This is a genomic window from Novipirellula herctigrandis, from assembly GCA_007859835.1.
GTDB classification, from domain to species: Bacteria; Planctomycetota; Planctomycetia; order Pirellulales; family Pirellulaceae; genus Novipirellula_A; species Novipirellula_A herctigrandis.
In genome coordinates this window covers 689,033-710,693 of sequence record SJPJ01000001.1, presented here as the reverse complement: position 1 = coordinate 710,693, position 21,661 = coordinate 689,033, and the positions used below count along the sequence as shown (strand labels likewise).

Below are 21,661 nucleotides of genomic sequence, written 5' to 3'. Positions count from 1 at the left end.
GCCTTTCACTCTGCAGCTGATTAGAATGAGAGCCATCTGTTTTGAAAAAACCTCGTTCCCTTTTCGCATCCATCCTATCAGGTGTTCGCTGTGCGTATGTCACTGACCTGTCAGCCCATTCATCACTTCCCAGGCCAAACTCGGGTTGCCGACCGATCGACTAGCCGAATCCGACCAGCCGCGATGCTGCGGGCCGCGATGCTTCCGGCAGTGATGCTTCCGGCAGTGATGCTTCGGGCCGCGATGCTTCGGGCAGTGATGCTTCGGGCCGCGATGCTTCCGGCAGTGATCGTCGGTGCTGCTTTATTGTGGACCGGTTTGTTTGCCACGACTAGCGGTGCTGCGGAGTTCTTTACGAACGCCCAAGCGTCCCGTTTGGGGTTGGTCGAGGTTTGGCGGCGGCAAATCGAAGTTCCTTTGAATGCCCAGTCGATTGTGGAACAACAACTGTACGTCCACATCAATAATCCGCGTCAGTATGTCGAAGTCGTTCGGGGCCTTAAGACCGCTGAAGATACTGGCGAAGAATCAGCGGATGCCAAAGCATCGGAAACCCCGGCGGACCAGGATTCAAAACCACAATCACCACTAGCCGAACTGGATGTTTTGCTTCGGATTCCGACCGACCGAGTCAATTCCTTTGGTCAACCGATTGGGAAAGAGGAAGCTGAGCGATTGGCCCGAAACGAAATTCGACGTTTGAAACGACGTGGCATTGAAGCGAGGATAGAAAATCGCACCGTTTCACGCGTCATGCTCTACACACTTAGCGATGATGGTACCGTTGATTGTCGTGACGCCGAAACCGGCGAGCCGTCTTGGATGGTTCGCGTTGGTGAACGTCGGTTTGGCTACATTGGTATGGGGGTTGGTGAGGAATATGCGACGATCGTCAATGGCGGCAACGTCATCGAACTCGATGTTAACAACGGCGAAATCGTAACCCAAACCACGACGACCAACACGCCGATGTATGGTGCTGTGCAATGTGAAGGCTACACGATTTTCGCGACGATCCGAAATGGTATCGAAGCCTATCCGTTGGTCGATCCAACCTTAATCCCGTTTCGTGAAACCGTCGCTGGACGCGCACTGAAATTACCTGTCATTGCACCAGGGTCGACTCGCTTGGCGTGGGCAACCGACCAAGGATTTGTCTACTGTATGGAAGCAGGCGGCGCCGAACCGGTGGTGTTGTTCCGATTGAAGACGGATGGGATTGTCAGCGGCCGATTAGCAGCAGCCAGTGGACGTCGCTTTTTCTTTGGGTCCGAAGCCGGCCAAGTATACGCCGTTAAGGGAACTCGAAGCGGAAAGGTCCTCTGGAGCCGCCCGTATGGCGAGCCTTTCTTTGAGGAGCCCGTTGTAGAGGGAAACCAGCTTTTGATTCGGTCCGCCTATGGGAATTTGTTTTCGCTTGATACCGAAACGGGACTTCTCACTTGGGATGACGTCGCGACCGGCGTGGACCATTTGTTCGGTGTCGTCGATGGTAAAATATATGCGACCACCACAACCAGTTCGATCGGCGTATGGGATTTAAAAACGGGGCGACGAATCGAAACGCTCACGGGAATGCGTCCCCAAAAGGTGCTTCGCAATATCGCCACCGATCGCTTGTATTTGGTCGGCAGCAGCGGACATGTTCAGTGCTTGCGTCCCGATCGTCCTTCCGCTGAACTACCCTCGCTCGGCAAAGGATTTGGAGAAGACTTGATGGAATTGGAAGCTGAGCTCGTCGAAGCCAAACCCGAAAAGGAGGTGGAAGTGCAGGAAGACTTTACACCCGATAGCGGAGCCGACCCATTTGGTGGAGATGCGGACCCGTTTGGTAGCGGAGCCGACCCGTTCGGCGGCGGTAGTGATCCATTTGGTAGTTAGTGCCAAACAGAAAAACAACACCGTCGGCTAACTCTTGAAGTAGTCCGCCGATGCTGTTCGTTGTCATGAGGTTCCGTCGGTGATTGAATCCAGGATTCCAAGCAGACGCTTTGAATATTGTTGCTAAGTGTCTGTTAATTTCTCATACGCTCGCACCAAGAGCTTGACGGCGTTATCAATTTCGTTTTCGGTATTGAATTTGCCTATTCCGAAACGAACGCTTCGTCGAGCCTCCGATTCGCTGCGTCCCATTCCCATCAACACGTGGCTGGCCCGCGGATCGACGCTACTGCACGCGGATCCGCTGCTAAAGGCGACGTCGGGTGTGGCGGCCATCCACGATTCTCCTTCGATCGCTTCCATTGTGATGTTCAGGTTACCTGGCAAACGATCTGGTAGTGATAAATTGGGGCCGTTCAGGAGGATGCCTGGGATTTGTGATGTAACACCCTTCCATAATTTGTCGCGTAGGGATTGGACGCGGGCCGTCGTTGTCGTCATCTCTTGCGCTGCGATTGCGATGGCAGTTGACATCGCGACGATCGCTGCAGGATTCATCGTTCCGCTGCGTCGTCCGTGTTGTTGTCCACCACCAATAATTTGCGGTTTGATGCGGACGCGTCGATTGCCACCACCGACGACCAAGAAACCAATTCCCTTGGGGCCGTAGAACTTGTGCGCCGATGCGGAGAGTAGGTCGATATCGGTGCCACGGATATCGATCGGAATTCGACCAACTGCCTGGGTCGCGTCACAATGCAAGATTGTCCCTTTTTTGTGACACAGCTCAGCAATCTCTTGCATCGGAGCAATCGAGCCAACTTCGTTGTTTGCCCACATCACCGAGACCAACGCCGTGTCGTCGTCGATCGCGTCGGCAAGTTTGTCCATGTCGACACATCCGGCCCGAGGGTGGTTGATGCTGTACGGCGGAATCCGCGAGACTCGAAAACCGTCACGCTCCATTTCGGTCGCAAGGTCCAACACAGCTGGGTGCTCCGTCGCTACGGTCACGAAATGCCGTTTTTTTTGACGAGGGTGCTGGCAAAATCCACGGATTGCCAAATTGTTGCTCTCGGTCGCACCACTGGTGATCACCACCGATTCGGGTGCAACGCCGATGGCCAACGCCATCGTTGCGATCGATTGATCGATCGCTTCGGCGGCCAATCGACCCATTTCATGCGAATCACTGTGGGGATTGCCATACTGGTCCGAAAACCACGGCAACATCGCTTCGACGACTCGTCGATCACAGGGTGTGGTTGCATGGTTGTCAAAATAAATCATGTTGGTTTGCGCAAAGAAATTCGTATGCGTGGTCCCAGCGAAGCAGTTAGAATACGCTGTTAATCCCTTCGAAACGAGGCGTTGCGCGTATGAATTCACCGGAAAATGAAAAAGACCATCCCCGTGGAGCGTTGAGTGAACTTCAACGCATGCGGGAGCAGGTTAGCGTTTGTGTGGTGTGTAAGGATCGTAGTGGACGAATCGTTCATGCCAACGAACAATTTTGCGCTTCAATGCGTGTCACGCGCAAAGAGATTGTTGGCAAGACTGACTTCGATCTGTTTCCGGCGGATTTGGCAAAAGTCTATTCCGAGAACGACCAAGCGGTGATGCAGAGTGGCAAACCCGAGCATGTCATCGAAGCGCACCAACGCGCGGATGGCAAACGGTCGTACGTGGAAGTGCTCAAACTTCCCACGTTCGATGAAGACGAGAATTTAACAGGTCTGCAAGCTGTATTTTGGGACGTAACGGAGTCCAAACAAAATCAATTTGAGCTTGAACAATCACAGTTTCTGATGGACACATTGCTCGACAATGTGCCCGATGCGGTTTACTTCAAAGATAAACAAAGTCGGTTCCTTCGTGTTAGCCGTGCCCATGCTCGGTTGTTTGACTTGGATGACCCAGCGGAAGTCATCGGCATGAAGGACTCGGATTTCTTTGGGCTTGAACATGCCCAAAATGCGCTCGCTGATGAACGGCGCATTATGGAAACGGGCGAACCGATGATTGGCAAGGTCGAGCAGGAGACGTGGCCTGATCGCGAGGACACTTGGGTTTCGACCACGAAGTTGCCACTGCGTGACCGATCCGGCGAAGTGATCGGCACGTTCGGTATTTCGCGTGATGTAACCAAGCAAATCCGCGCCGAATTGGAATTGGAACGCGAGCGTGATTTGCTGAAAACGATCACCAACAACATTCCTGATTTGATCTATGTCAAAGATCGCTACGGACGTTACGTCACCGGCAATAGTGCCATTTTGAAGTTGCTTGGACTCGAATCGGTCGACCAGTTGGTTAACAAAACCGATTACGACTTCAACCCTCCTGAGCTAGCGTGTAATTTCGTCGCGGATGATCAAATCGTTGTCCGCTCTGGCGAGGCGCTTTTTGACCAAGAAGAATCGTCTCGGCGTGCGGACGGCAGCCCTCTATGGTTGCTGACTACCAAGGTGCCACTACGAAACGCAGATGGCGAAGTCATTGGTATTGTTGGGATTGGACGCGATATCACGCTGCGAAAGATTGCCTCGGAAGAATTGATTGCCGCAAAGAATACCGCCGATGCCGCCAATCGTGCCAAGAGTGACTTTCTAGCAAATATGAGTCACGAGATTCGCACCCCGATGAATGCAATCATAGGCATGACCGAATTGCTTCTCGATACGAAGTTGGACGGCTCGCAGCGAAATTACTTGAAGATGGTTCAAGAATCAGGCGATGCGTTGATGTCGATCATCAATGATGTTTTGGACTTTTCCAAGATTGAAGCGGGCATGATGGATATCGATTCCATCCCCTTTGATTTGCGTGAGAACCTTGGCGATACGATGAAGACGTTGGGTGTCCGGGCGCACGCCAAGGGATTGGAATTGGCGTTCCGCGTGGCACCGGAGATTCCCGACTATGTGGTTGGCGATCCCGGACGACTTCGGCAAGTAATGATTAACTTAGTTGGCAACGCGATCAAGTTTACCGAGCAGGGTGAGGTGGTTGTCGACGTGGAGCTAGAAAAACAGTCCGAATCAACTCTGGAATTGGTGTTGTGTGTTCGTGACACGGGGATTGGGATTTCACCTGAAAAATGTAAAACCGTCTTCAATGAATTCGAGCAAGCGGATTCGTCGACGACCCGTCGCTTCGGCGGCACGGGGTTGGGGCTAGCCATTTCATCTCGGCTAGTCGAGATGATGGGTGGGACGATTTGGGTCGAAAGCACTCCGGGAATCGGCAGTCGTTTCTTTTTTACGGTTGTGTTGGATCTCGCTCCCGAAAACGTCGAGACCAATGCGTTGCGTGGGACTGTCGTGGTCGGTGGCACCCGTGTGTTGGTCGTCGACGACAATGAAACGAATCGTTTGATTTTGCATGAAATGCTTGGCAATTGGGGAATGGTTCCGACGCTTGCTAGTGGCACCGAGGAGGCGTTGACGTGTCTGAAAACGGCGTTCGATAGCGAATCACCTTTTGGGTTGACGATTGCGGACGTCAACATGCCCGAACTCGACGGTTTCGATTTTGCCGAACGCGTGCGAACGAATCCAAAGGCATCCGAAATGCCTATCATCATGCTCACTTCCGGAGGGCGTCCGGGCGACAAGAAAAGGCGAGACGAATTGAAGATTGCCGATCGCCTGATGAAACCTGTCAAACAATCGGAATTGTTCGATTCCGTCGTTCGCGCGCTCGGAGTAAACGGTTCAGAGGATGAACCCCTGCATCGTGAGGTCCCGAGTTTTGGAATCGAACGTCTGAATATTTTGCTTGCCGAAGATAACGTCGTTAATCAAAAGTTGGCTTTGGGGGTTTTGAGAAAGCATGGTCATCGAGTAACGATTGCGAACAACGGAAACGAAGCGATCAAGGCCATCACGGAGGGGGCGTTTGATGCCGTGTTGATGGATGTGCAAATGCCCGAGCTAGACGGAATGGCTGCAACGCGTGCGATTCGTGAATTAGAGAAAGGGACCGGGAAACGTATTCCAATCATCGCGATGACGGCGCATGCAATGAAAGGGGATCGAGAGGAGTGTTTAGAAGCGGGGATGGACGAATACGTGCCAAAACCAATTCGAGTTGCCACGTTGTTCGAAAAGCTGAAACAGGTGCTAAATTCAGGTGGGCAGGAGAACACAATCAGGGACAAAGTGCAGTCGGAGGATGAAGCCAATTCAGAGCAAGGCGGCGGGCAAAGTGAAACACTCAAATTGCTCGAAGCACCCGAAGCACCCGAAGCACCCGAAGCACCCGAAGTACCCGAAACACTCGAATTAGCCAAGTCGGCGGAACCGGCCGAAAAGACGGGACAGGCTAATACCGGCATGATCGACTGGGAAAAACTTCGTCGATCGGTTGGCGATAATCAATCGCTGACGGCGGAGCTATTTAGAGCTTTTTCGGAGGAATGTGGGCCGCTTATGAAGGCCATCCAAGCCGCAATTGAAAGCCAAGAGGGTGTGTCACTGCGTACCGCATTGCACACGTTGAAGGGAGCTGCTTTGGCAGTTGGGGCATGCCAAGTGGCCGACATCGGTGCGGAATTCGAGCGAAACAGCAACGCGGATAAGTTTGAGAACGCTCAAACCAGTTTTCGAAATCTAGAAGTTGCTGTCGCGCGAACGCTAAAAGAGACCCAGGCGTTTCTTCAACAATAGCCGTAGCTCGCTTTCGTGCGGGGTAACATCGCACTATGATGGGGGTATCGCAATCGCATCTGTTTCTTATACCTGGAAGGAGAGAACATCATGGCGCGGGTATTGTTGGCCGAAGATAGTCCTACTCAAGTTGTGATGCTTCGGGCATTGCTTGAAGAAGACGCACACGAAGTTCAAGTTGCTTCAGATGGTGCCATTGCCTTGGAGATGATCGAAAAGGAAATGCCCGACATCGTCGTCACCGATATGCAAATGCCCAATGTCGATGGTTTGCAGTTGGTGCGAACATTGCGAAATCAGAGTTCTCAGGTGCCCGTGATCCTGATCACCGGCTATGGTAGCGAGGATCTTGCATCCCAAGCGCTCAAGGAAGGTGCCGCTTGCTACTTGCCGAAAACGCAAGTCGATGAGTCGCTGCTCGATTCAATCGATCATGTGTTGGAGTTGATGGCAACCGATATGAGTTATCGGAACTTGATCGAGAATCTCGATTACAACGAATACCAATTCACGCTGCCGAACGAGCCTTCGTTAATTGGGCCATTAGTGAATTTGATGCAACAGGTCGCCGGTGGACTTCAATTGTGCGACGACATCGTTCGCGCACGGATCGGGATGTCGGTCCAACAGGCGTTGCTCAATGCACTCTATCATGGCAACCTCAGCATGTCGCGAGAACAGGTTGTCGACGATGAAGAGATCTATGTCGAAGGCGAGCCGTCGTTGGCCCAAAGCCGAGCGAAACTATCGCCATACAAGGACCGGAAAATTCATTTCCGAGCGAACCTAGGGCTGCAACGCCTTGAGTTCATCATTCGTGATGACGGCGATGGCTTTGATACGACAAAAATGCCGACCACCGATCACCCCCAATCCTTGGATATCGATGGCGGCCGAGGGTTGGTTTTAATCCATTCTTTCATGGACGAAGTCCGTTTCAACGACAAAGGGAATGAGATTACCATGATCAAACATACCGGTTCCAAATAAACGCTTTTTCAGGTCGAAGTTCTCTGGTATGATTCAGTGTTTCGTAGCCCAACAAGGCTACAATAAAACGGATTTGTCGTCATTGGTTGACTCATTGTCCCGGCGGTCAGCAGGATCGTGTTTGAGTCACGTTTTCGACGTCCAGGTGAGCGTAGTGATCCCAATAGTGGCGCTGTCCCAAAAGTGGTGCTGGCCCAACAGTGGTGCCGTCCCAAAAGTGGCGCTGTCCCGAATTGGGGGGATACTGAAACCGTTGGTATGGAAATTTAGTGAGAGCCGTTGAATGCTGAAGAAGCAAAAGAAGTTGATCTTGACTGAGGCCCAACAGGAATCGATGCGACGAGCTGGGCGTGTGAACGCGCAGTTGATGGATTTTCTGCGTCCATATGTGGTGGAGGGAACGAAAACCTGCCAAATCGATGAGTTGGTGGTTCAGTGGACTGCGGATCATGGCCATAAAGCTGCGACTTTGGGGTACCAGAACTTCCCCAAGAGCTGTTGCACAAGCGTTAACGAAGTGATTTGCCATGGGATTCCTGACGACTACGAATTGAAGTCGGGTGACATCGTCAATATCGACATCACCACGATCGTTGACGGATGGCACGGCGACCAAAGTGAAACGTTTTTGATTGGCAAAGTCTCGGAAGAAAAACGCTTGGTGACTCAGTGCGCATTTGACACCATGTTTATGGCAATCGACGCGCTCGAGCCGGGCTGTAAGGTTTCGACTATTGGCGAGGTAATTGTTCCTGAGGCCCAACGACGTGGATTCTCGGTGGTCCGTGAATACGTTGGACACGGATTGGGGAAACAATTTCACCTCGATCCGTCGATTCCCCACTTCCCGAACCGCCAAGCGCGGGCCGATCGGCTTTACCCGGGAATGTGTTTTACGGTGGAACCGATGATAAATGCTGGTTCGCGTTACACTCGATGTGACAAAAAAGACGGATGGACGGTACGAACCAAAGATGGTCGGCCGTCGGCCCAATTTGAACATTCCGTGATGATGACCGAAAACGGTCCCGAAATCTTGACGCTGACCGAGAATGGTCCCCGGCGAGGCCACCAATTCCAACCACCCGAAGAAGCGTCCGAAGAATCGTCCAAAGAAGCTTAGTCACTGTCGCCCGATCATCGCGGATCGGATTAGGTTGCGGATCGGGGAAGATTGCTGGCTGAATCGAGCCGCCAACGGGCTGACAGGTACCTGGGGGGGGGATAGTGAAGCTAATCTCTCCACAATTGGTGACATCATGGTCGTCACTGAGCCAATTCCGATATTCTTGGGAAATAATCCCTTGCTGCGTCTGATTGTCGCGGCTAGCTTATTGATATCGTGAATGGACGTGACTCGGCGGAGTCTGCGTTTCATTAGGGATTTGCGGCCGCTTGCAGCCTAGAACTGCTAAAGAGCCATGATAAAGAATATGACTAAATCTTCCGACGCAACCGATCTCGGTCGCGCGACGTCTTCCAATGGTGGATCGGGTTCCGATTCCGCGTCGACTTCATTCTCGCGTGATTCACTCCGGTCGAGTCACGCCCTGCCTGAAAAAGCATCTGACGAGCCCGTTTCGGTGACCAAACCGGATATCGGAACGTCAACCCAGTGTGTCCATGCAGGCGAACAACGGCAAAAGTCCGAAGGTGCGATTGCCTCGCCAATCTACACCGCTTCCACGTTCACGTTCGAATCGACGGATGCGATATTGCGGTTCGTCGAAGGCGATGAGAAACGTGAGGAATACGGTCGTTACGGTTGTCCGAATGAAAAGAGTGTTGAAGCCAAATTGGCGGCACTCGACGGAGCCGAAGACGCGATTGTGTACAGTTCAGGCATGGCCGCGATTGTCGGCTTGTTGATGACGAAGTTGAGCGCGGGCGACGAAATCGTTTTCTTTGATCAATGCTACCACCGCAGTCGAGAATTTTGTAGCAAGCACTTGTCACGTTTTGGCGTGATCACGCATCAAGTTCCTACGGGCGACTTCGATGCACTCGAGTCGGCGATCACGCCGCGGACGAAGATGTTGGTTAGTGAATCGCCGACGAACCCGCATTTGACGGTTGTGGATCTGGAAAAATTCGTAGCGGTCGGAAAGGCCAACGAAGTTGAAACACTGATCGATGCCACTTTGGCGACACCGTATAACATCTCGCCGATCGATTACGGCGTCGATTACGTGTTGCATTCGGCAACCAAATACCTCGGCGGTCACAATGATCTTTTGGCGGGCGTGATTTGTGGGCGTCATGAATCGCTCGAGCCGGTCCGCGGGATGCGTGGGATTTTGGGTAGCGTCAATTCGCCCCAGAATCTCTACCAGCTTGAACGGGGGCTTAAGACCTTTGCACTGCGGATGCAGCGGCACAACGAGAATGGTTTAGCCGTGGCACGATTCTTGGAGGCACACCCTCGTGTCGCCCGTGTCTATTATCCTGGGGTTGATTCGCACCCGACTAGCGAAATCGCGAAACAGCAAATGCGCGGCTTTGGTGGGTTGATCACGTTCGAGTTAAAGGACGCGGATTGGAAACAGACATCACGAGTGGTCGACGCAGCACAAATGGCGCGTATTGCACCGAGTCTCGGTGGTGTTGAATCGCTGATCGAACAGCCTTACGTCATGAGCTATTACAATTGCTCCGTCGAAGACCGTAGGCGGTTTGGAATTGCCGACAATATGATTCGGCTGTCGTGCGGGATTGAAGATACCGCCGATTTAATAGCGGATGTTGATCAAGCCTTAGCGGCCAAGTAGCCGAAGCCTTCGTCGAATCACATCGCTATCATGTTTCCGGAGCGGCATGGCGCCGGCCGCGGGTCTGGGAAACCGTTTTTACCTTGCTGACAGCGATGGCTATCGCGTTGGTGTTTTCTCTTAGAGCTATTGCCATGAGCGAGTCCAATTCAACCGAAAATCTATCCCATGCCGACTTTCGCACACGCGCGATTCACGTCGGCAACGAGATTGATCCTTCAACCGGTGCCGTTGTGCCGCCGATCCATTTGGCCAGTACGTTCAGGCAACCCGGCGCAGGGGAGTGGGGCGAGTTTGATTATTCACGCAGTGGCAACCCGACTCGCCACAATCTCGAAACCACACTGACGTCACTCGACAGCGGCGCCGGAGCGTTGGCATTTTCGTCCGGTATGGCAGCGATCCACTGTGTCACGATGTTGTTGCGCAGCGGGGACCATGTCGTTGCCGGGTGCGATTTGTATGGCGGCGCGTACCGCTTGCTGCACAAAATTTGCAGTCGCAGCGGCATTGAAGTGACGTTGGTCGATATGACCGACCACTTGGCGGTCGAGTCGGCGATCAAAACAAAAACACGATTGGTTTGGGGCGAAACGATTGGCAACCCCCGTTTGACGATTCCCAATTTGTCTCGTTTGGCGGAGATCGCTCATGCGAAAGGATGCCTGTTTGGCGTGGATAATACGTTCGGCACCCCGGCTTTGATCCGTCCGTTGGAACTTGGGGTGGATATCGTCATGCATTCGGCGACGAAGTACCTGGGCGGTCACAGCGATTGTCTCGGCGGAACTTTGGCCGTCGCAGATCGGTCGCTCTACGATGAACTCTACTTTATTCAAAACGCAACGGGAGCGGTGCTTGATCCTTTCAGCTGTTTCTTGGTGTCGCGCGGCCTGAAAACATTGGATCTCCGCGTACGTGAGCAATCGGCGACGGCGTTACGGTTAGCGCAATGGCTTGAGCAACATCCGCGAGTGCGGTCGGTTCTGTATCCAGGGCTGGCCTCTCATCCGCAACATGAATTGGCCCAATCGATTCTCAGTGGCGGATTCGGGGCGATGGTGACGTTTGAGCTGGACGCTGAGAAAAGCGAAACGGCCAAGGTTTGCGAATCGACCCAGTTGTTTCATTTGGCGGTCAGCTTGGGAGCCGTGGAATCACTCATTGAACAACCCGCGACGATGTCGCACGCCAGCTACGACGCAGCCGACCGTGAGCGATTTGGAATCTCCGATGGATTGATCCGGTTATCGGTCGGATTAGAGTCGTTCGAAGACTTGCAAGCGGATTTACAGCGAGCGTTTTGCCAATAGCTGGAGCGCCGGCAAAGACGTGGTGACGTGGCGGTCCAACCGCCGGCAGCGGCGGTTAAATCACCGGGTGCGGCGGATAAATCACCGGGTGCGGCGGATAAATCACCGGCAGCAGATCGATCGTTTCGGCAACGATTCGTATATGGCGGGGTTTTTGTGTTGTTCGGCGATTGGTACGGCAACTGCACTAGATGGCGTGCCGACACATCGTCGTCCGTGAATGCTCACCCCAAATGATAGAGAGAAACCCTTGTTCAAAACGGATTCAATGAAATGGTCAAAGAAAGGATTCACCCTTGTCGAACTACTTGTCGTGATCGCCATCATTGGCGTATTGGTTGGGCTGCTATTGCCAGCCGTCCAAGCAGCTCGCGAGGCGGCGCGGCGGTTGCAATGTTCCAATCGTCTCAAACAGATTGCGTTGGCGTGTCACAATTACCAGAGCGTTTTCAAGAAATTTCCGCCGTCGGCAATCCTTGATCTCGACAACACCAACACAGGGAACAACGGCTCGTGGGGCGTGCATGGCCGAATTTTGCCCTTCTTGGAGCAAGGCAACGTCTACGAAGGTGTCGATTTGTCGATCGCGTGGGATTTCCAAGAATCAATCGATGGTTTGAAAATTCCTACCTACAGTTGTCCAAGTGATCCCGGAAGCGACCAGGCTCGCACCTTTAGCGATGATCGTCCCACACTTTATCCGACCACCTACGGATTCAATTTCGGTCGTTGGTTCGTTTACGATCCCACCACAACAAAAGGTGGCGATGGCATGTTCTATCCGAATTCGTTTCTGAGTTTTCGCGATTGTCTCGACGGCACCACCAATACCCTGCTGGTGGCCGAAGTGAAAGCGTGGACGCCGTACCAGCGGAACGGTGGTCCAAGTTCGACGGTCTTGCCGACGACGCAGGCCGAAGCGGAGACGATTGTCGCCAGCGGGGCACAATTCAAAAACACCGGTCATACCGAATGGCCCGATGGTCGCGTTCATCACACAGGCTTCACGGTTACAATGCCACCCAACGCCAAAGTCCGGTTTACCAACAGCGGCCAAGAATACGAGCAAATGGATTTCAATTCCTGGCAAGAAGGCAAAAACGGACGCTTGGGAAGTCAAAGCTATGCCATGATCACTTCGAGAAGCTATCACGTTGGGCTTGTCCAGGTCGCCATGGTCGACGGATCGGTGCAAACGATCACCGAATCGATCAATCGTGATACGTGGCATGCGCTGGGGACTCGAGCCGGCCGAGAAGTCGTTTCGCTCGATCGTTGAGCAACAGTAATTTTAAAGACGCGTGTCGATATTGCGCGCACGGTGATTGCACGCACGGTGATTGCGCGCACGGTGATTGCGCGCACGGTGATTGCGCGCAAGGTGATTGCACGCACGGTGAATCTCAATTTAGCAGTTCCTATGATACAATGAGCCAATCAAACCAGGCTTGTTGATGGAAAAACGAAAATCATGTGTGGTCGATTCACCCTGCGGATATCGCATACCAATCTTCAACGATTCTTTCAGTTGAAAGATTCGGTTGTCGACCTTTCGCCTCGCTATAACATTGCTCCCACGCAAACGATCTTGGCAATCGTTCGTGGGTCTAACGATCGCTCTCGTCGAACCGTTCGGATGATTTGGGGACTCGTGCCACCGTGGTCTGACGATGTCCGCATTGGGGCTCGGATGATCAACGCCCGCGCAGAGACTGTCGACGAGAAACCCTCATTCAAGCAACCGCTGAAGCATAATCGATGCTTGATTCCGGCCGATGGTTATTATGAATGGAAAAAGGTTTCCGACGGAAAGCAACCGTTCTTGATGCACCGTCCTGATGAGGGCCCCTTCGCCTTTGCCGGACTATGGCAGCGTAATAGGAAAGCTTCGGGTGACGGTGGCGAAATTGTGACATGTACGGTTATCACGACGAATGCGAACCAGCGGACCGAGGACGTCCACGACCGGATGCCCGTGATACTCGATGTCGACGATTACGACCAATGGCTCGATCCCGATTTCAGCGATAGTGAGACACTCAAAGGGTTGCTTCGGCCTGCACCCGAGGAGTTGTTAGTGGTCACCGCTGTCGATCGAGAAGTCAATAACGCCAGAAACGATAACGCGAAATGCGTTGAACCGGTTTGACCCGCGTGATTTGGTCCTCGGGAGTTAATCGTTGTGAAGCGACCTTAAGAGTCTTGGCCCATCTCGGCGGCTTCACGCTCGTACAATGCTCGGATTTCATCCAAATCGGCTTCGACTTTTGGCAATTGCGGGTCCATCTCTTTCATGGTCTCGTGGACAATGTGAGCAACGGCTGCATCGCGGTACCATTTTTTGTCGGCGGGGATAATGAACCACGGTGCCCGTTTTGTACTGCACTTTTCAAACACGTCCTCATAAGCTTGGTGATACTTGGGCATTTTGTCGCGGACATCGTAATCCCCAGCGTTCAATTTCCAATGCTTTTCCGGGTAGTCTAAACGCTCTTTGAATCGCTCTAGTTGTTCGCGTGCACTGATGTGCAAGTAGAACTTCAAAATTCGCGTTCCTCGTTCGCATAGCAAGGATTCAAACTGGTTGATTATTTCATACCGCTTACTCCAAATGCTCTTCGGCACAAGGTCCTCGACTCGAACAACCAAGACGTCCTCATAATGGGAGCGATTGAAGATTGAAATTTGGCCGGCTGCTGGTGTGCATTGATGGGTTCGCCACAAGAAATCGTGTGACAATTCGATTGGTGTCGGCACCTTGAATGGATATGTCCGCACACCTTGTGGGTTCATTCGGCCAAGTGTTTTGCGGATCAAGCCGTCTTTGCCAGCCGCGTCGGGCGCTTGCAAAATGATCAATAACGACTGCTTCCCTTCGACGAACAACCGATATTGAAGGTGTTGCATCTTCGTGATCGTATCGGCGACATATTCGCGGGCGTCTTCCTTGCCGTCAAACGGGCCATCGGGTTCGGTGGCGATCGATTTGAGTTTGACGGATTCGCCAGGTTTCACAATATGCTTTTTGATCAGATCCATCGATTGGGCCTTGGGGGAAAGGATCGGCGTGAGTCAATGCTGTAGAGATTAACTAGTCTACACTGCTTTGGCTCAAATTGTTCTTTTCCGCTGCCGTTCGGTAATCGACGACATCCCAAACCAATCCCGTAGCGCGAAGCAGCCGAATTGCTTGCCATGTGACATCGAATTCCCACCACTTGTGACCATGCTTGGCCATTCGTGGATAAGCGTGGTGATTGTTGTGCCATCCTTCGCCGTAAGCAACGATCGCAACGAACCAATTATTGCGGCTGTCATCGGTCGTGTCGTAATTTTTGTATCCCCACATGTGTGAGGCACTGTTGACCATCCATGTCGCGTGTAGCACGCCAACCAAGCGGACGAACATGCCCCAAACAACCAACGAAGTCCCAAGCTGGGTCCCGCCGAACGCGTAGCCGATACCGAACAGTGCCAAGCCCATCATGATGTGAAGGGGCAAGAACATCACATCCAAAATCCGCATTCCACGCTGTTTGTAAAGGTCCGGTACCCAGCGTTTTAGATAAGCGGTGCGGTCACCGTTATGCGTGTGATAAGCAAGCCAAAAAATGTGGGACCACAACCCGCCATCGTGGGGTGAATGCGGGTCACCGTCTTGGTCGCTATGGGCATGGTGTTTCCGATGGTCGGCGACCCAATCGAGCGGTGAACCTTCGCCCGCCAACGTGCCGATTGTCGCAAAGGTGTAGCGGACCCAGGAGTGCGTTTTCATTCCTGTATGAGTCAAAAGTCGGTGGTAACCCAGACAAATCCCCAACGATCCGGTGATCCAGTGCAATAGAAGCATCACGGCGATGCCCGCCCACGAGAACGTGTAGGAGAAGGTGAAGGGAATCGTCAGGACGACTAAGTGAGCAAGACTCAACCAACCAATCGCCCAAGGGCTAAGGTTGCTGAAGCGACGTCGCTCGGTCGTGTTGGGGTCAGTGTTAACGGGTGCTTTAGAGGCCTTTGAAGGAGCGACCTTTTGCGTGATTTTGTGATTCGAACTCGTCCGACGTTTGCTCGATCTTTTTTTGCTTGGTGGCTGGATTACCGAAGCCATAGGAAATTCCTGTCATTAGGTTACCGCATCCAGTGCGGAGATAAGTGAGTCAGGATTTTAGCTATCTGTCCATGGGCTTCTGTCACCAGATCGACTGTAATTTGTAACGGCTAGGTAAAAATCGATTGAGCGTTGCCCTGAATCGCGATGCCCTGAATCGCGTTGCCCTGAATCTGGTGTCGCTCTTGGGGCCCCCCGCCATTTGCTCTTGGAGCCCCCCGGCCATTTGAATGAGAGCGATTAGGGGTTAGTCGTAGGATGCCGAATTTGAACCTAAACGCTCTGTGCGGTCCCAATATCAACTCCCTCGTCTACATAAAAACGTACATTTTTTGCTGTAGCACTTGCCGATCCGAGCCCCACTTGCCGACAATATCCCTACAGACGGACCCTGTTTTTGCAAAATTCATCTCGGAACCCATTCTTTGCTTCATTTTTGTCGGATCGCTACCGCAATCACGCTGCTGTTGCACTCGGTTTTTGGGTGTGAATTGCATCATTTGCATGCATGCGATCACGTTGGAAACGATAGCGAGGTACAAAACGAGCTTGTCTTTCCAAACGCCGAGATTGCTTTTCATTCGGGCTGTTGCCAACATGACTCCCGCCGCGATTCGATCCCCGCCGAGAAGCCTTGTGACAGCAATCAACCGGGTTGCCATAGCGAGTTAGAGTGCAGTTTCCTCAGCTCGCCCTCTCTACTGTCGTTATTCGACTTCGTCACTGTCGCATTTGATGGAGGGTTGACGCCGTTGCGCCATCAATTTGTTGACGCTTCTTTTGTCTGTTACGGCTCTAAATCCGTCCTGATTGGGTTAGCGGATTCGACTTCACGCTGCGCGCTGCAGTGTTCTTGGCAATTCTAGCCAACGCGAGAATCTTGTCGTTTCCCCCATCCCGTTGGCTTGGGGGGGCAATGGCGTCTTGGCTGTCGCTTCTCGAACAGCCACGGATGTTCCATTTTCGTCAGCCAAAGCGTTGATTCAATTTCAGCAAAACACAAAGAGCGGTTCTGATGCAACAATCGAAACGATCCAATCTTCGTACGTCGATTAGCCCCTTGATTGCGATTGTCGCCATCGCAGTGGTCGGGGCGGTTGTCTATCGATTCACCGACTTGGCCGAACGGTTTGGGATCGGGAATGCACCGATGGCCGCAGTGGACGACGCTTGTCAGAGCGAGGATTGCCAAGATCACGCCGGACATGATCATGCCGGTCACCCCGAAGGAGAATCGCTTGAGCTGAGCGCCCAGGCACGTGCGAATTTGCGACTTCAAGTTGCTCCGGTTCGCGTCGGTTCCTTTGTCGACTACATCGAAGTTCCTGCCACGATGTCCGATTGGCCGGGCAAGACGCATTACGCGGTGACGGCACCGATGACCGGCATCATCAACTCGATCTCGGTTTCGCGTGGCGAGTTGGTCGACAGTGGCACGCCGCTTTTTACGTTGCGGTTGACGCACCAAGATTTGGTCAATACGCAAGAGAACTTTTTATCGATGCTTGGGCGAATGGATGTCGAGCAACGAGAGATCAGCCGCTTGACGGCGATCGCAAACTCGGGTGCGATCGCTGGGAAAACACTTATCGCTCGGGAGTACGAACGAGATAAATTGTTGGCCGAAATTGGCGCTGCCAGCCAATCGCTACTGCTACACGGGTTGTCGCAGAAACAGATCGATCAAATCGAACGAACGCGAAACTTGGTCCGTGAAATGACCGTGTTCGCCCCGACTTTACATACAGACCGCTCGCTGCACCATGATTCACTCGGCGATCAGCATACGCTCGAAGTTCCCACGCGACCCGACCGATACGCGTCGATGTTGCAACCGCCCCCGGCGATTCATCCTGAGCATCTTGAAACGTCGTTTCTAGTGACGGTATTGGACGTGTCGCCCGGACAGGCGGTTGAGGCGGGACAACAATTGGCTCGGTTATCGGACTATACGCATATTCTGATCGAAGGCTCCGCGTTCCCTCGCGATGCCGCTTCCCTTCGCATGGCAGCGGATTCCGATGTGTCACTGCAAGCGGTGATCGAATCTTCGAGTGGACAGTTCGAGGTGGTTGACGGTTTAAGTATCGCCTATATCGGTAACGAAATCGATCGCCAATCACGAGCTTTGCCGTTCTTTGTTGCCATGGATAACGTCATTGAACGATCACAGCAGGTGGGGAAACACCGCTACATCAGTTGGCGATACAAGCCGGGACAACGATTGAAACTTCGTGTACCAACAACGGTGCTTCACGATGTGATCGTGGTTCCGAAAGAGGCGGTGGCCGAGGAAGGTCCCGATCGATTCGTGTTTGTCGAAAATAGTGACCATTTTGAACGCGTCGCCGTTCACGTTCTGAAATCCGATTCGCTTCATGTTGCGATTGCCAACGATGGACAAGTGTGGCCGGGCCAAGCGATCGCGATTCGCGGTGCCCATCAATTGCAGATGGCGATGAAGAACCAAGGGGGCGGAGCGATTGACCCGCACGCCGGGCATAATCATTGATGGTATTGGCACGGACGCAAGCAGTCATTGACGCAACAGGTTACACTCTATGCTAGATCGCATTATCCACTTCTCGCTTCACAATCGACTTCTCGTGCTCGTCGGCGCGATGATCTTGCTTTGCGTTGGAACATGGCAATCGACTCAATTACCGATCGATGTGTTTCCGAACTTGAACCGACCCCGCGTGGTGGTGATTACCGAGGCCCCGGGGATGGCACCTGAGGAGGTGGAAACATTAATTACGTTTCCACTCGAAACAGCGCTGAATGGTGCCAATGGCGTGATGGCGGTGCGCAGCAGCAGCGGTGTTGGCATCTCGGTCATCTATGTCGAGTTTGATTGGGGCACGGATATCTACAACGACCGGCAAGTTGTCAACGAACGATTGCAATTGGTTGCAGAAAACTTGCCCAGCAACATTACGCCGACGTTGGCGCCCATTTCTTCGGTCATGGGCCAAATCGTCATGTATGGGATTTGGAGTGAGGGTGGCCAAACGCCACCGATGGAAGTCCGAACGTTGGCCGATTGGGTGATTCGCCAACGATTGCTAACGCTCCCAGGCGTATCGCAGGTGTTCACAATGGGTGGCGGCAGGATGCAGTACCAAGTATTGGTGGATCCCGATTCGCTACGGACTTACGACCTAACGATGGACGACGTCTACAAAGCCGTGTCCCGATCGAATTTGAATGCAACCGGTGGATATCTCGACGATCGTGGTGCAAATGAATTATTGGTTCGCGGATTAGGCCGAGTGACCGACATCGACGATTTGCGAAAGGTGACGCTAACGCTGCGGAACGAACGACCGGTGACGCTTGGCGATATCGCCCGGGTGGTAATGGCGCCCCAAGTCAAACGTGGCGACGCGTCCGCATCGATTCGAAGTGAAACGGGTCAAATCGAAGGTGGTCCGGCAGTTGTGTTGACGGTGAACAAACAGCCCGACAGTGACACGCGGGCGGTTGATTCAGCAATCAAGGAAGCGTTAGTCGAACTGCGCGGGTCGTTGCCTGATGACATTCGTATTGCCAACGTCTACTCACAGCGGAAGTTCATTGACCGCGCGATCGATAATGTTATCGAAGCGCTTGCGGATGGTGGCGTATTGGTTTTAATGATCTTGTTCTTGTTCCTGCTGAATTTTCGCACGACCCTGATTACCTTGACGGCGATCCCGTTATCAATCATTGCGACTGTTTGTGTTTTTGCGATGTTTGGGTTATCGATCAACACGATGACGCTAGGCGGATTGGCGGTGGCGATTGGTGAATTGGTTGATGATGCGATCGTCGATGTTGAGAATATTTTTCGACGACTCAAGGAAAATCGGCAACTTCAAAATCCTAAATCGACACTGGGGGTCGTGCTTCGCGCTAGCATCGAGGTACGCAGTTCGATCGTTTACGGAACTGCGATTGTGGTGTTGGTGTTCGTACCGCTTTTGGCGCTCGAAGGGATGGAAGGAAAATTGTTCATTCCGTTAGCGGTAGCCTATGTCGTATCGTTGTTGGCATCGCTGCTGGTTTCTTTGACTGTAACGCCTGCCCTTTCGTCGCTGCTGTTGATCGGGCGATGGGCTTGGAATGTCGCATTGCCGTTTTTGTCGCTCGCTGTCGCTGCGTTGCTTGTTTATTGGGTCTTGCCGCGAATCGCCCCATTCGTTTCGTTGCCTTTTGCGTTGCCGGGCGATCCGTTGTGGTGGACGTTGGTACTCACCATTCCGGTATGGTTGCTGATCGCAGTAGCGGAGGTGTGGCTCGGTGGTGAAGATGCTGACGAAGGGCAATTGCTTAGCAAGTTAAAGGGACTCGCAGGGTTTGCGATCGATCTAAGCACCCGCGCGTCGTACGCTGTCTTAGCCGTTGTTGCTGCAATTGTTGTGATCGCTGGGCTTTTTCTCTCGACGCTCGACCGCGATTTTCTGCCGCCGTTCAACGAAGGGGCGGTTCAAGTGAACGCACTTTTGGCCCCTGGTACCTCACTTGCAACGAGCAATGGGATTAGCGAGTCGATCGAGCGTCGTTTAATGCAGATTTCCGATGTCGAAATGTTGGTGCGGCGGACCGGGCGGGCCGAATTGGATGAGCACGCCGAAGGAGTGAACGTAAGCGAATTTGTTTTGGAAATGAAAGAAGGTGCAAATCGCGAGGCAACCATCAACGAGATCCGTGCGGCAATGAAAGAGATCCCTGGCGTCGTGGCAAGCACCGAGCAACCAATTGCCCATTTGATCAGCCACATGCTATCAGGGGTGCGAGCTCAAATTGGAATCAAACTCTATGGCGATGATCTTGACGTGCTTCGAAACAAAGCTGCTGAAATGGAAAGCCAGATCAAAGGGGTCGACGGATTGACGGATGTTTTGGTGGAACAGCAAACCAATATTCCGCAACTGCAGATCAAGTTGGATCGTGACGCCTTGATGCAGTACGGGTTGCTTCCGGCGGATGTGATGGAATTGGTCGAGACGGCGATGAATGGCCGAGTGGTCAGCCAAATCTTGTTGGGTCAGCGAACCTTTGACTTGGTCGTCCGGCTTGATGAACCTTATCGCGAAGACGAATCCAAATTGCGGCGGTTGGCGATCACCTTGCCGGACGGAGGAATCATTCCGCTCGAGAATGTTGCGACGATTTTCGAGAGTGCCGGGCCAAATACGATCAAACGCGAACAAGTGCGCCGCCGTATTGTGTTACAGGCGAACGTTTCGGACCGAGGTGTGGTCGATGTGGTTGACGATATCAAAGAGCGACTGGCAAACGTTGAATTGCCTGCGGGGTATTTCCTCGAATACGGTGGGCAATTTGAAAGCCAAGCCTCGGCCTCGCGGCGGCTGGCCATTTTAGCGGCCGTGGCCCTGTTAGGAATGTTCTTGGTTCTATACAAACTTTTCGGCGACGCGAATTTTGCGATCCAAGTGTTGGTGGCATTGCCTGCGGCTTTCGTGGGTGCTGTCGCCGCATTGGTGATCACCGATCAGAATTTGACGATCGCTGCGATTGTGGGTTTCATTTCGTTGTGTGGTATTGCTAGCCGCAATGGGATCTTGCTTTTGAATCACTACCTGCATTTGGTCGAAAACGAAGGGGAAACCTTTAGCCGCGACATGGTCGTCCGGGCCGGCAAAGAACGGTTGGCGCCGGTGTTGATGACGGCATTGACGAGTGGCATTGGATTGTTCCCGCTCGCGTTGGCCGCCGGCGAACCGGGGAAAGAGCTTTTATACCCGATCGCGACAGTGATTGTGGGTGGTTTGTTGACCAGTACACTCGCGGAGTTCTTCCTTCGGCCTGCATTGTTTTGGGCGATCGGACGGCGTGCCGGTGAGCGAATTGTCAAGCGGGCTGTTGCCTCCCAAAAACAATCCGACAAGATGTCTGCTTCGCAAATCTCCGCAACGATTTGATCGG

The 21,661-nt window shown here is 52.9% G+C and carries 14 protein-coding genes; 10 read left to right on the top strand and 4 right to left on the bottom strand.

Annotated features, from left to right (window positions below):
* Positions 1 to 96 precede the first annotated feature (96 nt).
* Positions 97 to 1,881 carry an outer membrane protein assembly factor BamB family protein gene (locus tag CA13_RS02460; RefSeq protein ID WP_419193850.1) on the top strand — a complete coding sequence of 595 codons (1,785 nt, stop codon included), beginning with the start codon at positions 97 to 99 and terminating at the stop codon, positions 1,879 to 1,881.
* 123 nt (positions 1,882 to 2,004) lie between these two features.
* Here the strand turns inward: CA13_RS02460 and CA13_RS02455 are convergent, their stop codons facing one another.
* Positions 2,005 to 3,171, bottom strand: coding sequence for a cysteine desulfurase family protein (locus tag CA13_RS02455; protein WP_146394437.1), 1,167 nt, complete (start codon positions 3,169 to 3,171; stop codon positions 2,005 to 2,007).
* 89 nt (positions 3,172 to 3,260) lie between these two features.
* Here CA13_RS02455 and CA13_RS02450 point away from each other — a divergent pair, with 89 nt between their 5' ends.
* The 7 genes from CA13_RS02450 to CA13_RS02420 all read left to right on the top strand — a co-directional run bounded on the left by CA13_RS02450 (position 3,261) and on the right by CA13_RS02420 (position 13,771).
* Positions 3,261 to 6,551, top strand: a complete 3,291-nt coding sequence (locus CA13_RS02450; protein WP_146394436.1) for a PAS domain-containing protein — start codon at positions 3,261 to 3,263, stop codon at positions 6,549 to 6,551.
* Between the two features lie 90 nt (positions 6,552 to 6,641).
* Positions 6,642 to 7,541 (top strand): ATP-binding response regulator, encoded by a 900-nt coding sequence (locus tag CA13_RS02445; protein WP_146394435.1) that lies wholly within the window; start codon positions 6,642 to 6,644, stop codon positions 7,539 to 7,541.
* 283 nt (positions 7,542 to 7,824) lie between these two features.
* Positions 7,825 to 8,664: a type I methionyl aminopeptidase gene (gene map / locus CA13_RS02440; RefSeq protein WP_146394434.1), complete on the top strand. Its 840-nt coding sequence runs from the start codon at positions 7,825 to 7,827 to the stop codon at positions 8,662 to 8,664.
* 310 nt (positions 8,665 to 8,974) lie between these two features.
* Positions 8,975 to 10,309 carry a trans-sulfuration enzyme family protein gene (locus CA13_RS02435; protein WP_419193849.1) on the top strand — a complete coding sequence of 445 codons (1,335 nt, stop codon included), beginning with the start codon at positions 8,975 to 8,977 and terminating at the stop codon, positions 10,307 to 10,309.
* Positions 10,310 to 10,443: 134 nt separating this feature from the next.
* Positions 10,444 to 11,622, top strand: a complete 1,179-nt coding sequence (locus CA13_RS02430) for a trans-sulfuration enzyme family protein (protein WP_146394433.1) — start codon at positions 10,444 to 10,446, stop codon at positions 11,620 to 11,622.
* Between the two features lie 268 nt (positions 11,623 to 11,890).
* A complete protein-coding gene (locus CA13_RS02425; protein ID WP_146394432.1) occupies positions 11,891 to 12,901 on the top strand; it encodes a DUF1559 family PulG-like putative transporter in 1,011 nt (336 codons plus the stop codon).
* Between the two features lie 192 nt (positions 12,902 to 13,093).
* A complete protein-coding gene (locus tag CA13_RS02420; RefSeq protein WP_146394431.1) occupies positions 13,094 to 13,771 on the top strand; it encodes an SOS response-associated peptidase in 678 nt (225 codons plus the stop codon).
* Between the two features lie 44 nt (positions 13,772 to 13,815).
* Here the strand turns inward: CA13_RS02420 and CA13_RS02415 are convergent, their stop codons facing one another.
* The 3 genes from CA13_RS02415 to CA13_RS02405 all read right to left on the bottom strand — a co-directional run bounded on the left by CA13_RS02415 (position 13,816) and on the right by CA13_RS02405 (position 16,311).
* Positions 13,816 to 14,661 carry a polyphosphate kinase 2 family protein gene (locus CA13_RS02415; RefSeq protein WP_146394430.1) on the bottom strand — a complete coding sequence of 282 codons (846 nt, stop codon included), beginning with the start codon at positions 14,659 to 14,661 and terminating at the stop codon, positions 13,816 to 13,818.
* A gap of 52 nt (positions 14,662 to 14,713) precedes the next feature.
* Entirely contained in the window at positions 14,714 to 15,730 is a 1,017-nt protein-coding gene (locus CA13_RS02410) for an acyl-CoA desaturase (RefSeq protein WP_146394429.1), read from the bottom strand.
* A gap of 311 nt (positions 15,731 to 16,041) precedes the next feature.
* Positions 16,042 to 16,311: a hypothetical protein gene (locus CA13_RS02405; protein WP_419193848.1), complete on the bottom strand. Its 270-nt coding sequence runs from the start codon at positions 16,309 to 16,311 to the stop codon at positions 16,042 to 16,044.
* A gap of 434 nt (positions 16,312 to 16,745) precedes the next feature.
* Between CA13_RS02405 and CA13_RS02400 the strand changes: the two genes are divergently transcribed.
* Positions 16,746 to 18,242: an efflux RND transporter periplasmic adaptor subunit gene (locus tag CA13_RS02400; protein ID WP_146394427.1), complete on the top strand. Its 1,497-nt coding sequence runs from the start codon at positions 16,746 to 16,748 to the stop codon at positions 18,240 to 18,242.
* Positions 18,243 to 18,291: 49 nt separating this feature from the next.
* Positions 18,292 to 21,657, top strand: a complete 3,366-nt coding sequence (locus CA13_RS02395) for an efflux RND transporter permease subunit (RefSeq protein WP_146394426.1) — start codon at positions 18,292 to 18,294, stop codon at positions 21,655 to 21,657.
* The last annotated feature ends 4 nt before the right edge of the window (positions 21,658 to 21,661 follow it).

Bases quoted from the DNA above. Each gene is read 5' to 3' on its own strand.
- CA13_RS02460 (WP_419193850.1), top strand. From the start codon at position 97: ATGTCACTGACCTGTCAGCCCATTCATCACTTCCCAGGCCAAACTCGG.
- CA13_RS02455 (WP_146394437.1), bottom strand. From the start codon at position 3,171: ATGATTTATTTTGACAACCATGCAACCACACCCTGTGATCGACGAGTC.
- CA13_RS02450 (WP_146394436.1), top strand. From the start codon at position 3,261: ATGAATTCACCGGAAAATGAAAAAGACCATCCCCGTGGAGCGTTGAGT.
- CA13_RS02445 (WP_146394435.1), top strand. From the start codon at position 6,642: ATGGCGCGGGTATTGTTGGCCGAAGATAGTCCTACTCAAGTTGTGATG.
- map (WP_146394434.1), top strand. From the start codon at position 7,825: ATGCTGAAGAAGCAAAAGAAGTTGATCTTGACTGAGGCCCAACAGGAA.
- CA13_RS02435 (WP_419193849.1), top strand. From the start codon at position 8,975: ATGACTAAATCTTCCGACGCAACCGATCTCGGTCGCGCGACGTCTTCC.
- CA13_RS02430 (WP_146394433.1), top strand. From the start codon at position 10,444: ATGAGCGAGTCCAATTCAACCGAAAATCTATCCCATGCCGACTTTCGC.
- CA13_RS02425 (WP_146394432.1), top strand. From the start codon at position 11,891: ATGAAATGGTCAAAGAAAGGATTCACCCTTGTCGAACTACTTGTCGTG.
- CA13_RS02420 (WP_146394431.1), top strand. From the start codon at position 13,094: ATGTGTGGTCGATTCACCCTGCGGATATCGCATACCAATCTTCAACGA.
- CA13_RS02415 (WP_146394430.1), bottom strand. From the start codon at position 14,661: ATGGATCTGATCAAAAAGCATATTGTGAAACCTGGCGAATCCGTCAAA.
- CA13_RS02410 (WP_146394429.1), bottom strand. From the start codon at position 15,730: ATGGCTTCGGTAATCCAGCCACCAAGCAAAAAAAGATCGAGCAAACGT.
- CA13_RS02405 (WP_419193848.1), bottom strand. From the start codon at position 16,311: ATGAAAAGCAATCTCGGCGTTTGGAAAGACAAGCTCGTTTTGTACCTC.
- CA13_RS02400 (WP_146394427.1), top strand. From the start codon at position 16,746: ATGCAACAATCGAAACGATCCAATCTTCGTACGTCGATTAGCCCCTTG.
- CA13_RS02395 (WP_146394426.1), top strand. From the start codon at position 18,292: ATGCTAGATCGCATTATCCACTTCTCGCTTCACAATCGACTTCTCGTG.